10 protein-coding genes are annotated in these 13,819 nt (G+C 69.4%); 7 read left to right on the forward strand and 3 right to left on the reverse strand.

All coding sequences use genetic code 11. The features are described from left to right. The first annotated feature begins 68 nt into the window (after positions 1 to 68). The 3 genes from WME82_RS16695 (at position 69) to WME82_RS16705 (ending at position 7,554) form a co-directional block, all read left to right on the forward strand. Positions 69 to 1,739, forward strand: a complete 1,671-nt coding sequence (locus tag WME82_RS16695; RefSeq protein WP_438043637.1) for a TolC family protein — start codon at positions 69 to 71, stop codon at positions 1,737 to 1,739. Between the two features lie 173 nt (positions 1,740 to 1,912). Further along, entirely contained in the window at positions 1,913 to 4,129 is a 2,217-nt protein-coding gene (locus WME82_RS16700; RefSeq protein WP_437746462.1) for a sodium-translocating pyrophosphatase, read from the forward strand. 95 nt (positions 4,130 to 4,224) lie between these two features. After that, positions 4,225 to 7,554, forward strand: a complete 3,330-nt coding sequence (locus WME82_RS16705; RefSeq protein WP_438043638.1) for an SNF2-related protein — start codon at positions 4,225 to 4,227, stop codon at positions 7,552 to 7,554. Between the two features lie 162 nt (positions 7,555 to 7,716). Here the strand turns inward: WME82_RS16705 and WME82_RS16710 are convergent, their stop codons facing one another. The 3 genes from WME82_RS16710 to WME82_RS16720 are packed head-to-tail and all read right to left on the reverse strand — an operon-like array spanning position 7,717 to position 9,551. After that, positions 7,717 to 8,325, reverse strand: coding sequence for an ExbD/TolR family protein (locus WME82_RS16710; protein ID WP_437746464.1), 609 nt, complete (start codon positions 8,323 to 8,325; stop codon positions 7,717 to 7,719). Then, complete coding sequence (locus WME82_RS16715; protein WP_012235623.1) at positions 8,322 to 8,885, reverse strand: ExbD/TolR family protein; 564 nt, start codon at positions 8,883 to 8,885, stop codon at positions 8,322 to 8,324. Before WME82_RS16715 ends, WME82_RS16710 begins: the two co-directional genes overlap by 4 nt. A 3-nt stretch (positions 8,886 to 8,888) precedes the next feature. Beyond that, positions 8,889 to 9,551, reverse strand: coding sequence for a MotA/TolQ/ExbB proton channel family protein (locus WME82_RS16720; RefSeq protein ID WP_272098212.1), 663 nt, complete (start codon positions 9,549 to 9,551; stop codon positions 8,889 to 8,891). Between the two features lie 1,009 nt (positions 9,552 to 10,560). Here WME82_RS16720 and WME82_RS16725 point away from each other — a divergent pair. From WME82_RS16725 to WME82_RS16740, 4 genes are all read left to right on the forward strand, one after another. Next, a complete protein-coding gene (locus tag WME82_RS16725; RefSeq protein ID WP_231864858.1) occupies positions 10,561 to 11,181 on the forward strand; it encodes a MotA/TolQ/ExbB proton channel family protein in 621 nt (206 codons plus the stop codon). Positions 11,182 to 11,407: 226 nt separating this feature from the next. Then, the gene (locus WME82_RS16730) at positions 11,408 to 11,977 is read left to right on the forward strand and encodes an ExbD/TolR family protein (protein ID WP_437300011.1); all 570 of its coding nucleotides are present in this window, start codon (positions 11,408 to 11,410) and stop codon (positions 11,975 to 11,977) included. Positions 11,978 to 11,992: 15 nt separating this feature from the next. Continuing rightward, a complete protein-coding gene (locus WME82_RS16735) occupies positions 11,993 to 12,574 on the forward strand; it encodes an ExbD/TolR family protein (RefSeq protein ID WP_020735583.1) in 582 nt (193 codons plus the stop codon). Positions 12,575 to 12,764: 190 nt separating this feature from the next. After that, positions 12,765 to 13,769 carry a hypothetical protein gene (locus WME82_RS16740; RefSeq protein WP_437746465.1) on the forward strand — a complete coding sequence of 335 codons (1,005 nt, stop codon included), beginning with the start codon at positions 12,765 to 12,767 and terminating at the stop codon, positions 13,767 to 13,769. The last annotated feature ends 50 nt before the right edge of the window (positions 13,770 to 13,819 follow it).

Here is a 13,819-nt window from a genome sequence, read left to right on the forward strand (position 1 = left end):
AGACGCGATGCGTGGGATCGCCTGTGACTTGACGGGTGCTCTCGCCGCCCATAAGTGACCCACCGGTCATGAAAAGCACCGCACCCTCGTCTCGACGCAGCATCTCGCTGGCTTCGACGCTCGCCGGGCTGCTCGCCCTCGGGCTCATCGCCTCACCGGCCGCGGGGCAGCCGGCCGCTCCCCGACCGGCGGCTCCGCAGCCGGTCACCCCGCCGCCCACCCCGGCGCCTCCTGCCGCGGGCCAACCGCAGCCCCCGGGGGCGGCCATCGCTGCGGCTCAGCCGGCGGCGACGAAGGCCGATCCGCTCGCCACGGCGCTTGCGCCGCAGCCGGGAGGGCTGACGCCGGACGACGTCGCGAAGGCCGCGCTGCGGACGCGTGCGTCGCTCCGCGCCAAGCAGGCCGATCTCCGCGCGGCCGCTGCCAAGGTCGATCAGGCGATGGTCAATTTCTTTCCGCGGCTGACGCTCACGGCCACCTACACGCGTTTGTCAGAGGTCGAGACCCCGGCCCTCGGCGCGGGGGCGCCGGTCGTCGGCGTGACCAATGGCCCGGGGCAATCTGGATTCAGCGAGGGACCCCTCTCCACCGCGCCTTGCGCAGACGCCGCTGCGGGGCAGTGTGTCGTCGACGGCGACGGCCGCTTCGTGACCCTCAGCCGTTCTCCTGGGCTTAGCCTCCCTTCGTCCGTCAACTCCTACTCCCTGACGGCGAGCCTCGCCGTGCCCATTTCGGATTACGTGTTCCGCATCTCGCAGGGGTACGCGTCGGCGTCCCACGCAGAGAGCGCGAAGAAGCTCGAGCTGCAGGCGGAGACGCTGCAAGCCGCGGCCGACGCGAAGATCGCGTTCTTCAACTGGGTCCGCGTGAAGGGGCAGGTCGTCGTCGCAGGTGAGGCGGTGTCTCAGTCCAGGGCGCACGTCGAGGACGCGCGCCGCACCTTCGAAGTTGGGCTGCTCTCACGCGCTGACGTGCTCCGGCTCGAGGCCCAGGTGGCCGGCGCGGAGCAGGTGCTCAATGAGGCGCAGGCCGCGCTCCTGGTCGCGGACGACCAGATCCGTATCGCGCTCGGCGCCGCGCCGGACAGGCCGCTCACGTTGGGGATCGATGTGATGGGGAGCGCGCCTGCGAAGCCGCCCGCGGAGGCGCTCCCGGCGCTGGTCCAGGAGGCGCTTCAGAAGCGCCTCGAGATCCGCGCCCTCGACGAGACGCAGTACTCGCTCGAGAAGGCCGAGGCGGTCACGAGGGCCGGCTACTTCCCGCGGTTGGACGGGTTCGCCGATCTCACCTACGCGAACCCCAACCAACGCGTCTTCGGAGCTCAGGACAGGTTCGATGCGACGTGGTCCGCAGGCGTCCGCGCCACGTGGGTCGTCAACGACATCTTCACCACCGCGGGCGCGTCCGCCGAGGCGAACGCCCGCACCACGCAGATCGCGGAGCAGAAGGCCGCGCTGCGCGACGCCCTCCGCCTCGAGGTGGTCTCGGCGTATTCCGAGCTGAGCAAGACCGCGAGCAGCATCGAGTCTGCAGAGCGCCAGCTCGCGGCGGCCACGGAGTCGATGCGCGTCCGGTCGGAGCTGTTCCGGGCAGGGCGAGCCACGAGCGTCGACGTGGTCGACGCCGAGGGCGAGGTGACGCGCGCGCGGCTCCAGCAGCTCAACGCGCGCGTCGGCGCGCTCGTCGCCAAGACCCGGCTGGACCACGTGGTCGGACGCGACGCGAAGGACCTGAAATGACCTCGCCGCGCGCGTCTTCTTCGCTTGCGCGGCCCTCCTGGCCGGAGTAGGGAAGGCGTGCGCCGCTGCAGCGCGGGTTCCTGCGGCGCCTTTGTCGACACCGCGGCAATCACCCGCATCATCCCTCACCGGCCGAGGCAGCGCGTCCACGGTGCGCGCCCGGTCCGCCCGTCATGACGGAGCTTGCGCTCATCATCAGCGGCGGCCTGCTCGGGCTCGCCTTTGCGGCTTACCTCGCTCGCTGGGTCGTCGCACGCCCCGCGGTCGAGCCCGAGATGCAGCGCATCGCAGCGATCATCCAGGGGGTCGCGGAGGCGTACTTTCGCCGCCAGAGCAGCGTGATCGGCGCGGTCTCCGCGATGCTCGGAGGCGCCATCTTCCTCGCCTACGGCCTCCTCCGGCGCACCGGGGAGAACAACCCGGTGCCAGCGCTGGAGCTGGGTGTCTGGCTGACGCTCTCGTTCGCGGTCGGGGCCGCCAGCGCGGTCGCGACCGGCCGCGTCGCTGCCTGGATCGCGCCCCGCACCAGCGTGCGCGCCGCGAGCGGCGCCCGCCGCTCGCTCGATCTCGCCCTGCAGATCGCCCTCCGTGGCGGCGCCGTGTCGGGGCTCTTCGTCGCGAGCATGAGCCTCCTCGGCCTCGGCGGCCTGTTCGCCGCGGTCCTCGCGTTCCGTGGCGGCTTCGGCGCCGAGCCGGCCGAGGCGCTCGCGCTCGCCCCGACCATCCCCTGGGTCATCGCCGGTTACCCGCTCGGCGCCTCCTTCGCCGCCCTGATGGCGCAGCTCGGAGGCGGCACCTTCTCCAAGGCGGCCGACCTAGGCGCGGACCTCGCCGGCGCGGAGGTCGGGCTCGACGAGGACGACCTCCAGAACCCGGCCACGATCGTCGACCTGGCAGGCGATACGGTCGGCGACTGCGCCGGGCGCGCGGCCGGCGTCTTCGCCTCCACCGTCACCGAGAGCGCGGGCGCCATGGTGGTCGGCGCGATGCTCTTTCGCAACAACGCCGGGCTCCCGAGCGCCCTCGCCGTCGTGCTCTTCCCGCTCGTCAGCCGCGCGTTCGGCCTCATCGCGACGCTCTTCGGCGTGATGGTCGTCAAGACCGACGACCGCGAGGACGCCTTCAACGCCCTCGTGCGGGGGCTCTACGTCACGGCCACCCTCCACGCCGTCGGCATCGCCGGGGCCGCCAAGTGGCTGCTCGACGCCCACTGGGTCATCTTCTTCGCCTGCGGCGTGATCGGCATCGTCACCGGCATCGGCGTGCTGCACGTCACGCAGTACTACACCGAGCAGCGGCACCGCCCGGTGCGCGAGCTCGCCGAGGCGGCCCGCAGCGGCTCCGCGATGGCGGTGCTGCGCGGGCTCGCCATCGGTCTCGAGAGCTCGGTTCCCCCGCTCCTGGTCGTCGTCGGCGCCACCTTCGGCTCCTACCTGCTCGGCGCCCGCTCCGGGCTCGCCGGGGGGGGCCTGTTCGGCACAGCGGTCGCGACGATGGGGATGCTGGGCACCGCGGGGTACGTCCTCGCCATGGATGCGTTCGGCCCCATCGTGGACAACGCGGGCGGCATCGTCGCCGTGACCGTCGCCCGCGAGCGGCCGGACGTGCGTGGCCGCACCCTCGTGCTCGATGCCGTCGGCAACACGACCAAGGCGCTCACGAAGGCGTACACGGCCGGCGTGGCCGCGCTCGCCTCGCTGCTGCTCGTCGCCGGCTACCTCGATGAGTCCCGGCGCCGGGCGTTGACGTCGAGCGCGCCGATCCGCGGCGAGACGACCGCGATGGTCCTGCGCCTCGACCGGCCCGAGGTCTATCTCGGCGCCCTGGTGGGGATCCTCCTTGTCTTCTGGCTGGCCGGCCGCTGCATTCGCAACGTCCTCCAGGCTGGCCGACGCGTCCTCGACGAGGTGAGGCGCCAGGCCCGCGCCCGCCCGCCGGGGTTCGTAGGCGACCACGAGCCCTGCGTCGAGATCGTCTCTCGGGCCGCGCTGCGCCATATGATCGCGCCAGCCCTCGTCTCCGCGGTGGTGCCCGTCGTCGTGGGACTTGCCTTGCGCTTTGCAAGGACGGAAGATAATCCTCTGGTCGCGGCCGATTCAGTCGCGGCCTTGATCATGGCCGGGACGGTCGCAGGCGTCCTCGGGTCGCTCTTCTTGGGGAATACCGGGGCGATCTGGGACAATGCGAGGCAGTACATCGCGACCGGCGCGCACGGTGGGCGCTACCTTGTCGACGAGACGGGGGCGCGGGCGGACAACCCCACCTATGGTGCCGCCGTCGTCGGCGACACGATCGGCGATCCGCTCAAGGACGTGGCCGGCCCCGCGATCCACGTGCTCATCAAGATGCTCCCCGCCGTGATCATCGTGTTCTTGCCGTTCTTCATCTGATGCCGGTTCTTCACCCAGCGGGATTTGCCAAGAGATCCCGTTCACCCGACCCATCCCGGCGAATAACCGCCGCACCTGTATCCCGAGCCCACGACGTGCCGCCTCCGATCTCCGACGCACTCTCCACCCTCAGCGATCGTGGCCTGCGAAGGCTGCTTGGCGCCCGCACCTTCCTCCGCGGGCTGGAGTACTTCCGCCGCCGTGTCGTCGAGGACATCTCCATCAACGAGACGATGGCGAGCGGCACCGTCCGCGCCGCCGACTCCGAGCCATATCCGGTCAAGGTCGAGCTATCGCCCGATGGCATCCAGTCGCAATGTTCCTGTCCGGCGTTCCAGAAGGCTGGGCAGCACTGCAAGCACGTCGCGGCGCTGCTCATCAGCATCCGCGACCAGGCGCGCGGCGCGCAGCCGCGACGCGAGCCGCCGATCCCGGCGCTCGTCCCGCAGACCGCCCACGCCGGCGGTGACGCCCTGAAGCGTGTGCGCCGTCGCGACCGCCGCGGGCGCCTGGCGATCACGCCGTCGGCGCCCGTCCCGACCGTCGTCGGCACCCACGGGCCTCCGGGCTCATCCGTCGCCCTCGCGGCGCCGATCCTGGACGCGACGGCCAAGCAGACCGGGATCGGCGCCTGGCTTCCGCCCGAGGGCGTCACCGGGGCACGGCGCGTGGAGTTCCGCCTCCACGTGCGGCAAGGGGCGCTGACCGTCACCGTCCTCGACGCCGAGGCGCGCGTCCCGGTGCTGCCCTCTGCGGCGCTCGCCTGGCAGGCGCTCTATCCGACGCCGGATCGCGACGCGCTCCGGCTGCTCGCCCGGTTCGAGAGCGGCAACCCGCGCCACCCAGCCGTCGACATCCGCGGCGAGGACGTGGCCGAGCTGCTCCCGCTGCTCGAGGGCCAGCGCGTGCTGCTCGAGCCGGCCCTGATGCAGCTCCGCTTCGGCGACGACAGCCTGCGGCCGCGCTTCGATCTCGAGACCGTCGGCGGCGACACCATCATCGTGAAGACGAGCTTCGAGCGGGGGAACGACAAGCGCCGCTTCTCGCTGCTGCAGGGCGGGTGGTTCGAGGGCTGGCCGGGCTGGCACATCGACACGCAGGAGGGGCTCGCGCGCCGCATCGACAAGCGCGTCTCCCCCGCGGCGATGCGCCGCCTGCTCCGCTCGCCGACCATCGGCGAGCCGATGAGCGAGCTGGCCCGCATCATCATGCAGGGGCTGCCCAAGATCGCGCTCGAGGTCGGCGCGGAGCTGCCCGACCTGAATCAGATCGCCGAGGTCGTCGATCTCGTGCCCACGTTCCGCATGCGCGCGGGCGGCTCGCTCATCGAGGCGCGCGTCACGCTGACCGCCGCCTACGGCGACGCCGAGGTCGCGGTGCGCGCCGACGGCATGTCGCCCCCGGTGCTCGTGCAGCCGCCCGAGGAGGGGATGAAGCGCGCCCGCTGCATCCGCGTGGACATCGCCGCGCAGCAGGAGGCGGCGAGCAAGCTGCTCGCCCTCGGGCTCAAGCCGGACGAGACGGGCCAGGGCTTCATCGCGAACGGCGACCAGGCGCTCACCTTCTGGACCGAGGGGCTCGCCGAGCTCCCCGACGACTGGGACCTCTTCGTCCCCGAGGATCTCGTCGACACGCAGGTGCGCGGCAGGCCGATCGGCGTGTTCGCCAAGGTCACCTCGGGGATGGACTGGCTGAACGTCAAGCTCAGCTTCGAGAGCGAGGGCATCGGCGTCGATCGCGACGAGCTGCGCCGCTGTCTCGCCGAGGGCAAGCGCTACGTCCGCCTCGAGGACGGGTCGTTCGCCGCGTTCGATCCTGACGCCGTGCGCGCGATGCTCGATCGCGAGGTCGAGCTGATGATGGCGGCCGGCAAGAGCGGTCGGCTGCCCCTCGCGCAGGCCGGGCGGGTGCACGAGCTCCTGCAGCACGCGAGCGGATCGAGCGTGACCGCCTCCGCGCGCGAGCTGTTCCAGAAGCTCAGCAACATCGACGAGATCGGCAGCACCAAGCGGCCCAGGAACCTGAAGGCGACGCTCCGTCCCTACCAGGAGGCGGGCCTCTCGTGGCTCAAGTTCATCCATGACATCGGCTCGGGCGGCGTGCTCGCCGACGACATGGGCCTCGGCAAGACGGTCCAGACGCTCGCCCTCCTGCTCGCCGTCAAGCAGGAGGAGAAGCACATGCGCGCGCTGATCGTCGCCCCGACGAGCGTCGTCACGAACTGGGAGCGCGAGCTCGCCCGGTTCGCGCCGTCGCTGTCGGTCGCCCTCTGGCACGGCGCCGATCGCAAGGATCAGATCGACGAGGTGAAGGCCGCGGAGGTGGTGATCACGAGCTATGCGCTCCTCCGTCGCGACGAGGATTTCCTCGCGCAGCTCGACCTGAGCTACGCCATCCTCGACGAGGCGCAGCACATCAAGAACCCGATGAGCGCCACCGCCGCGGCGGCCAAGCGGCTCCGCGCGAAGCGCCGGCTCGCGCTGACGGGCACGCCCATCGAGAACCGGCTCTCGGAGATCTGGTCCATCTTCGACTTCGTCTCGCCGGGCCTGCTCGGCTCGCTCGACAAGTTCGAGGCCCGCTTCTCGCGCCCGATCGAGGCGGGCGACTACAAGACCGCGCAGCGGCTCCGCGCCGCCATCCACCCGTTCATCCTGCGCCGCACGAAGCAGGAGGTCGCCAAGGATCTTCCCGAGAAGATCGAGATGGATCAGATCTGCGATCTCACCGGCGAGCAGCGGGCGCTCTACATGCAGGTCGCGCGCGAGGTGCGGGCGCAGGTCCTCGGCGAGGTCGAGCGCGTCGGCCTCGCGAAGAGCCAGCTGCAGATCCTCGCCGGCCTCACCCGCCTCCGGCAGGCGGCCTGCGACCCGCGGCTGCTCGGCTTGCCGCGGGAGTTCGGCGACGACGACTCGGGCAAGCTCGTCGCGGTCCGGGAGCTCATCGCGAACGCCGTCGAGGGCGGGCACAAGGTCCTCGTCTTCAGCCAGTTCGTGATGATGCTGAGGCTCATCGAGAAGGCGATGAAGGAGGATGGTGTCGCCTACGAGTACCTCGACGGCTCCACGAAGGACCGGGCGGAGCGCGTCGACCGCTTCCAGAACGATCCGAGCGTGCCGGTCTTCCTCATCAGCCTCAAGGCGGGCGGCACGGGCCTGAACCTCACCGCGGCCGACACGGTCATCCACTTCGATCCGTGGTGGAACCCGGCGGTCGAGCAGCAGGCCACCGACCGCGCCCACCGCATCGGGCAGACGAAGGTGGTGACGGCCTATCGGCTCATCGCCGAGGGGACGATCGAGGAGAAGATCCTGCTGCTCAAGGACAAGAAGCGTCAGCTCGTCGCCTCCGTCCTCAGCGAGGACGCGGGCGGCGCGAAGAAGCTCACCAAGGCCGACCTGGAAGAGCTGTTCGCGGTGGACTGAAAGAACGACGGCGCGCAGGGGGAGCGCGCCGGTCGCGGAGCACCGGCCGATCCATGAGGGCGCGCAGGGGAGCGCGCCCTCATGGGGGCACGGGTGGATCCGTGGCGGCGCTCGGAGTGGCCGTCGCGGGGCCTTCCGGCACCGCAGGGCGGGGGAGGGGGGCTACGGCTTGCGACCGCCGCTCAGGACCATCAGGTGGTACTTGCCGAACTCGCTCTGCCCCAGGGTGAACAGGACCTCGATCAGGAGGCGGTACGGCGTGGTTGCGTCGGCGACGATGATCGCCTCCGACGACGACGGATCGAGCCCTTTCGCTGCGCGAATGGCCTTGTCCGTCTCGCGCGCGTGGGACAGGGCGTTCGCCAGCGGCACGATGTAGAGATCGTTCGGGCCGCTGCGCTTGTACTTTGCGTCGACGCCCGACTGCGCGAGCTGCTCGCGGTTGGGCAGCATGACGATCGGGGTCGGATCCTCGCCGACCAGGATCTGCGACTTCGAGACGATGACGACGACGCCCTCCTGGGAGGGCTCGGCCTGCATCACCGACTTCGGCAGGGTGAGGTCCTTCGACTGCGGGATGGATGCCGCCGACGATCCCACGCTCTTCAGCAAGAAGACGAGGATGATCGTCATCAGGTCGAGCATCGCCGTGATGTTCAAGAAGTCGATCTCGGGGTCCCGCCGGTTCCTTCGGATCGCCTTCCGGAGGGCCGCCTTGTAGCGGACGACGGTCGCCTTCGGTCGCGGGGCAGGTCGCTGCTCGGCGCTCATCGGGCCACCCCGAAGTGGACCTCCGGGAACAGCACTTCCCCGTCGTCGCTCCTCAGCGCATCCATCACGTCGATGATCGTCTTGTAGTCGATGCCCGGGTTCGCCGTGATCGTCACCTGCGTCTCCTCTTTGAACTCGGGGCGGGCGTTCTTGAGGCGCTTCGCGCACGCCGTGAGCGCGGGGTAGTCATAGCTGTCGTTCGCCTTCGGCACCGTGACCCCGCCGCCCACGTCCTGGCAGCCGGTCGCGATGTTGCCGCTCGACGTCTTCAGCGAGATCCCCTGGCTGGTGATGAACGCGGAGAGGTTCAACGCCTTGCTCGAGAGCTCGCTGCGCACCTTGCCGCCGCCGATGGATGGCGGGGTCGTGTCGATCGACGACACGAATGTCACCGACACGCTGGCGAGCACGAAGATGAGGATGTTCGTGATGATGTCGAGGTACGGAACGACGTTGAGCTCGCCGGCCTCCTCCCCGGCTTCGGGCTCCTTGGGCTGCGATAGGCGCCGGATCTTCGATCGCTGCGCCGAGCTGAGCGGGACGTCTTGCGGGTCCGCCATGGGCTAGTAGCCAGGCTTGCTGCTGATCGTGAGCAGGTTGAAGACGCGCTCGGTCGTCGACTCGAGATCGTGCTGGATGTTCTTGGAGCGGGTGTGGAGTAGCACGTGCGCGATCATGCACACGACCGCGATGGCGAGGCCGAACGCGGTGTTGTACATGGCCTCCGCGATGCCGTTCGAGAGCATCCGCTGCTTGTCGGCCTGCGAGAGGCCCTGGGCGGCGATGGAGGCGAACGTGTTGATCAGGCCGGAGACCGTCCCGATGAGGCCGATCAGCGTCGCGATGTTCGCGAGCGACCACAGGGCGCCGATGCGCTTCTCCACGGCCGGCTTGAGCTCGGACAGCTTCTCGCTGAGGGCGGCGTCGATCTCGTCGGCCCCCTTGTTCGCGTGGGTCAGGCCGGCCTTGACGAGCTGCAGGATCGGGTAGTCGCTCGCGTCGCAGAGCTTGATGGCGCGGTCGATGTTGCCGGCCGCCACCAGCTTCTTGACCTGCGCGAAGAACTCCTTGGAGTTCACGCGGTAGCGTCCCAGCTGGAACGCGGTTCGTTCGATGATGATGGTCACCACGACCGCGGAGACGACCAGGTTCGCGATCAGGAAGGTCGGATTGTGCTTGATGGCCTCCCACATCCCACCTTCGCCACCACCCTCGGCCGCCAACATCAGCAGATGACGCATCCTCGAAGTCCCTTTCTCAGCGTCGTCAGAAGCCCGACAATCTCCAGGCGCGGCGACTATAACTGCCGCCCGATCCCGTGTGCAAGCTCGGCGATGCTGCCGCGCCCCGAGCCGCGAGGCTGGGATCGCCGAAAATCGCCGCAAGAACCAGCGAATCTCACGGCGAGCTCGCCCCGGCCACGCGGACGGGCGCCGTCCGCACCGAGGCCGGACAGGTAGGTCCGGAGACCCCTGATTCGCTCCGGCTGGCGGCGTCTGAGCGGGCTACCGTGCTCTGCCATCGCCGCGTCGTCCGGGCGGATGAGTCGCTGCGCTCGCTCTCGGGTGATGCGGCTCGCACTGCCGCGGCGCGCGGTCGGGCCGGCGGTGGTCATGCGGGCGCTGCGCCCCCTAAAATTCGCGGCATCTGCCGCTGGTCGGCCCGCATCGCTCCCGGCCGATCATGACATAACCCCGCGATTGTTGTAAAGTTTTGCCCGTATCAGAGCGCTCACGTGTGGCCAAATCTCTCTTGACGGCGCCGGGTCTCAATCGCGAAGATGCGCGAGTCCCCCGGGCGCGTCGGCGTAGCTCGGCCACAAGGCGGCACGCTCTGCGGTGAACGGGGAGCCGCGCCTAGAGCCATGAAAGGGCCCCTGGCGACGACGCGAAGTCAGTCTTGGACGACAGGTGGGAGAGCTGGGACGGCGCCGCGCGCCGGCACCAGAAGAGACGATCAGGACTCTTGCAGAGGTCAGCGCCGCTCGGCTAGCGTCCCGTGGGCATCTCGCCAGAGAGCGACAGCAGCACGCCGTCCACGGCCAGCGCCGCCAAGCAAAATAGGCCTCTCATCCGTCTTTACGTGTGAGTGAAAGACTGCCGCCCCTCGGCAACACGAGTCTGACAAAGGGAACCGATCGAGTTGCGCGAAACCTCATCCCGGGGACGCGAGGCGAACTGGAGGACAGAAGCAATGCACGGAGCGTATGAAGCTTTCAAAGAGGGTGGGTGGGGTATGTGGCCCATCCTGTTCTGGTCGATCCTCACGATCGGCATCATCGTCGAACGCGCCCTCTACCTGTTCGGCTCGTCCATCAACAAGGACGTCTTTCTCGCCACCATGCAGAAGTGCATCCTGGCGGGTGACGTTGCCAAGGCCGTGAAGATGTGTTCGGCGGCGAACGCCCCGCTCGCCCGCATCGTCCAGGCCGGCCTTGTCAAGGTGAACCGTCCCGACGAGGAGGTCCAGGCGGCGATGGACGAGGCGGCTCTCCGCGAGCTGCCGAAGATCTCGGCGCGCACCTCGTACCTCGCGCTGCTCGCGAACCTCGCGATGCTCTCCGGCCTCCTCGGGACCGTGACGGGCCTCATCAAGTCGTTCGGCTCCGTCGCCGGCGAGTCGGTCGACCCCAGCCAGAAGGCCCGCGTGCTCGCGCTCGGGATCTCCGAGGCCATGAACTGCACCGCCTTCGGCCTCGGCGTCGCCATCATCGGCCTCATCGGCTTCGCCGTGCTGAACGGCAAGACGCAGCACATCGAGGACGACATCAACGAGGCGTCGGTGCAGATCCTCAACCTCGTCGTCGCGAACCGTCAGAAGGTGAATGTCGCAGCAGTAGGTCAGGCGGCTGCCTGATGGTCCTCGGCGGGCCCGGGTCGTCGAGCGCCCTCCGCGCGCGATGCCGCCTGGGCCCGCTCTCGCGCCTCGAAGCCCCGGACGGCGGCTTCCGCCGCCGGGGCCCCGGGAACTTCGGAAGAGCGACGAAGTCAGACCCAGCATGGTGGCCCACCGCGAGCTGCGGGCAGGGCGTTCCCCGGAACAACTTGGATAGGTGAGCTCAGGCTCACGTTGGGAAGGCAATATGGGCGGCGTAGACGTCGGCGACGGTGGCGGCAAGAAGCGGTCGACGAACAGCGATATCAACATGATCCCGTTCATCGACCTGCTGATGGTCACGATTGCATTCCTGTTGATCACGGCGGTCTGGGTCACCAACTCGCGCATGAACGCGGACGCCCAGGTCCCTGGCCCTCCGGACCCGAACAAGGAGCTCACCCCGCAGACGCCGGAGAAGGTGCTGAACCTCCACATCGGCGAGAGCGAGTTCGGGCTCGTGTGGAAGCAGGGCGCGACGGTGGTCAACGAGGTCAAGGTGAACAAGTCGCCCGTCGAGATCGGCGACGCGAGCTCGAAGATCGTCCGCTACCCCGAGCTGGCGAAGCGGATCGAGGAGGAGTGGAAGACCCACGGCGGCCACCGGGATCCGAGCGACAAGAAGCTCGACCAGGCCATCCTCCACACCGACAACCGGACGCCCTTCAAGGAGATCGTCGCGGTGCTCGACGCGCTCTACGCGCCCAAGCGCGAGATGCGGCTGCCCGATGGGAACAAGCAGGTCCCCGTGTTCAACATGACGTTCTCGGTCCGCTGAGGCAGGAGCGCGCACATGGATAGGTTCAATCCGAAGCACCACAAGAACCCCCACGCCCACGTGATCCACCAGCCGGGCCGCCGGCTGATGAAGGGCGTGCCGCTCCGGTTCGTGTGGAACAAGGTGTCCGGACACGGCGCTCGCAGCCCGAACGCGGGGCTCAACCTCGTGAGCTTCATCGACTTCCTCGTCGTGACCGTGATCTTCCTCCTGATGTCCTTCTCGGCGTCAGGCGAGATCGCCGTCGACAAGAACGTCAAGCTCCCGAAGGCGGAGAACGTCGAGGACGTCATCGACGCGCCGATGGTCGCCGTGAACGGCAACCAGATCCTCGTCGACGGCGCCCTGGCCGGGTCGACCCGCGCGATCGAGGAGCTCGGGCGGCTTCAGAAGATCGACGAGCTCTTCAACCTGCTCAAGAACAAGCGCGAGCTGTGGAAGCAGGTGCAGCCGAACAAGCCGTTCCCCGGCGTGTGCATCCTCCAGGTCGATCAGAACGTGCCCGCGCTGGTCGTGAAGAGCGTGTTCCAGACCGCGGCGTTCGCCGGTTACCCGAACGTCAGCTTCATGGTCAGCAAGCTCCCGAAGTCGCAGTGATCCCCGCTTCTTGACCTATCGAGCACAGAAGGATGGGGCACGCCGGGCGACTCCCGGCGGCCTCGGTCACCATGGAACGTGGTGGCTCCAGCGGCGCGCTCGGCGCGGCCTTCGCCTCTACGCGGCTCGCGTGGAGGAGGCTGCCTTGCTCGGGTGATCGGGCTGGGGCCTCCTGCGTGGAGCCTCTGCTATGTCCTCTGAACAGCCGCCCCGCGAGCGCGGCCTGCCGTCGGTCTACAAGGCGCGCGAGGCGCGCTCCAAGATGCGCTGGCCCCCGGCGAAGTTCTGGGGTTACACGGCTCTCGTCCTGGCGGTCTCGGCGATCCTCCACTGGAAGTGGTCGCAGGGGCAGATGGAGAGCGCGCGCCAGAAGCTGATGGCGCGCCAGCGTGCGGTCGCCGTCGAGCTCGGCCCGCGCTGGTTCCCCATGCGCGAGCGCGTGGAGGGCTGGACCCTCGATCTTGCGCGGAGCGCCGGCGCCGATCTCGTGGATCGGGAGGCGCTCAAGACGTGGAATTTCCGTGAGCTTGCGGGTATTTACCTGCGCCTCCGGGTAGACGAGGCCACGGGCGCCGACGCCGTCCGGAAGAACGCGCAGCAGTCGCTCCGCGACGCGTTCACTGCGTGTCTCTTGCGTGTGCCGAACCCGAACCCGCTGGCCGGCGCGGAGTGCAAGCGCACGCGGGACTGCCCCGCGGGCGAGTACTGCAACGAGGCGGAGCGCTGCTCCAGGCCCGCGCAGCCCTTCAACCTGCGCGTCGCCTACCGGACGATGCACGTCCTCTCGGACGAGTGGGTGCGTGACGCACAGGATGCCTCGAGCGAGCTCCGCTTGCGGCTGCTGGAGTCCAGCTTCGAGGACACCATGCGCGACGATGTTCCGCTCGCGGCGGAGCTCCTCACGCGGGCGCAGTATTACCTCCTCGTCCTCGACGAGCCGGCTGAGGGAGCGGCGAGCACCGAGGCGTTGCTCGGGGTGCCGCACATGGCGCGGGTCGGGGTGTGGCGGCTGTCGGACGGCAAGCCCATCCTGCGGGTGCGCCGCGAAGCGAGCGGCAATCTCATCGGCGGGACGCCCTCGATCGAGGGGAGCGTGCTCGACGCACGGCAGCGGCAGGCGAACAGCTGCGCGCTCGCGCTCGCGGTGCGCGAAGCGATGGGCGACACCACGGCCGCGGTCACCGAGCCGCAGTGACGGCGCGCCGCCCCCGCGGCGTGCGTGCCGCTCATCGCGCCTGCGCGCGT

Source organism: Sorangium sp. So ce128, assembly GCF_051525245.1.
GTDB lineage: Bacteria > Myxococcota_A > Polyangia > Polyangiales > Polyangiaceae > Sorangium > Sorangium cellulosum_B.